The sequence below is a fragment of the Roseomonas sp. TAS13 genome (genome assembly GCF_001950415.1).
In the GTDB taxonomy this organism is placed as follows: Bacteria; Pseudomonadota; Alphaproteobacteria; order Acetobacterales; family Acetobacteraceae; genus Roseomonas; species Roseomonas mucosa.
The window spans coordinates 1-2,223 of the sequence record NZ_BDLP01000539.1; the positions used below are offsets into that span (position 1 = coordinate 1).

Genomic DNA, 2,223 nt, shown 5'->3' on the forward strand with positions numbered 1-2,223 from the left:
CCGGCCAGGCAGTGCCTTCCGGCGCCAACACGGCAACGGCGCCGCGCGCCACCGCATCGCCGATATGGGCGCGCCCGTCGCTGCGCGAGCCGGGCAGGGCGGCGAACAGGAAGCCCGGCGCCACGGCGCGGCTGTCGGCGGTCACCCCGGCGATGCGGGCAGTGGTCCCGGATATGCCTGGCGGCAGGGAAAGGCCGATGGTGTGCGCGAGCCGGTCGAGAGCGATCGCGGCATCCCCATGCCCTGGGGCGGTCGCGGTCGTCATCGTGGCGGCGACGCCTCCGCGTTGCGCCATTCGCTGGCATCGGTGACGCGCAGCGGGCCGCGCGCGGGGTGTTCCGGCGTGCCGGGCGGCGTGGCGGTGGCCGGCGGCGGCGCGGCCCGCATCGGGGTCGAGGCCGGGCGGGTGGTGGCGGGCACGGAAGCCTGGGCGGGCTTGCTCGCCGCCGGCGCGGAAGGCGCAGGACCACGGCCGGGCTGCAGCGGGATGTAGAGCGCCTGGTTGATCGCCGGGTCCTTGGGATCGTCCGGCACCATGCCCAGGATCGGCGCGACGCGGGCGATGGCGCGGCCGGCGGCGGGCGCTGCGACCCAGCCGGCGGTGGCGTAGCCGTAGCTCTTCGCGTTCGGCTTCGGCTCGTCGATCATCATGTAGATCGCGTAGCGCGGCGCCTGCATCGGGAAGGCGGCGACGAAGGCGGCGATGCGCTTGCCCTGGACGTAGCCGCCATGCGCGCCGGCCTTCTGCGCCGTGCCGGTCTTGCCGCCGGGGAAGTAGCCGGGGACCTCGGCGGTCTTGCCGAAGCCGTCCGTCACCACGAGGCGCATCAGCTTGCGCACGATGGCGGTGGTGGCTTCCGAGATCACGCGCGTGCCCGGGCGCTCCACCCCCGGCGGCTGCGCCACGAGGGTCGGCTGCCGCAGGATGCCGCCATTGGCGATGGTGGAGATGGCGTTGACCACGTGCAGCGGCGTGACGCTGATGCCCTGGCCGAAAGCGATGGTGTAGGTGCTCGCCTCCTTCCACAGCGAGGCCGGGGGCGCCAGCGGCGTGGCGAGCTCGGGCAACTCCAGGTGCAGCTTCGAGAGCATGTTCATGCGCAGCAGGAAGTCGCGCTGCCGCTGCGGCCCGGCGGCCCAAGCCATGCGGGCGGCGCCGAGGTTGGAGGAGTAGGCGAGGACCTCGGGAAAGGAGAGGACGCGGTTCTTGCCCTGGAAGTCCCGGATCGTGAAGCGGCCGATGCGAAGCGGGTTCCTGGCGTCGAAGCTGCTGTAGATGTTGCTCGTGCCGCTTTCCAGCGCCATCGAGGCGGTGAGCAGCTTGAAGGTCGAGCCGGGCTCGTAGGTGCCGACGGTCGCGCGGTTGAAGCGCTGCTCCGGCGTGGCGCCGCCGATGTCGCCGGCATCGTAGTCCGGCAGCGAGATCATGGTGATGATCTCGCCGGTGCGGACGTCTTCCAAGATCGCGGTGCCGCCGATGCCGTTGAAGTCGTTGATCGCCTGCTGCAGCGAATCGCGCATCGCCACCTGGGCGCGCACGTCGAGGGAAAGGCGCAGCTCCTCCTCGGGCTTCAGGCGCAGCCGCTCGTTGAAGAAGCGCTCGACGCCGGAGACGCCCTCGTTGTCCACGTCCACGTTGCCGAGCACGTGCACGGCGGCGCGTCCCTGCGGATAGTAGCGGCGCTCGGAGGTGTGGAACTCCAGCCCGGCCACGCCGAGGTCGTTCACCGCCTGGGTCTGCCGCGGCGTCAGGGCGCGGGCGATGTAGACGAACTGGCGGTCGCCCGACAGCCGCGCGACCAGCTTGTCGCGCTCCATCTGCGGCAGGATCCTGATCAGCTTGTCGGCGACATCGGCCGGGTTGTCGATCACCCTCGGGTTGGCGACCAGCTCCGTCACCGGCAGGGAGACGGCCAGGATCTCCCCGTTGCGGTCGGTGATCGGGGCGCGCGAGGCGGCGGTGGCCACGGGTGCGCCGGTATTGGGGCGCATGGCGATCCGCCGCGGCTCGCGCGGGTCGATCAGCGTGGCCAGGGTGAGCTTGGCACCCACCGCCGCGAAGAGCAGGCCGAAGCCCAGCGCGGTGATCACCAGCCGGCCGCGCGAGCGTTCCAGCGCGGCACGGCGGGCGAGGTCCGGCTGCGAGCCGCGCCCGCGGCCACCCGTGCCGCCATGCTCACCGGGGTTCCGGCCTTCCACCCGCGCACGGGTATGGAGCAGCGG

2 protein-coding genes are annotated in these 2,223 nt (G+C 72.5%); both read right to left on the reverse strand.

Annotated features, from left to right (window positions below; translation table 11 throughout):
- Nucleotides 1–265 (reverse strand): Mur ligase domain-containing protein (locus ROTAS13_RS23310; RefSeq protein ID WP_253187751.1); only part of this gene is annotated, 265 nt, incomplete at its 3' end.
- On the reverse strand, nt 262–2,223 hold a 1,962-nt coding region (locus ROTAS13_RS23315), incomplete at its 5' end, for a penicillin-binding protein 2 (RefSeq protein WP_139323527.1). The genes ROTAS13_RS23315 and ROTAS13_RS23310, both read right to left, overlap by 4 nt.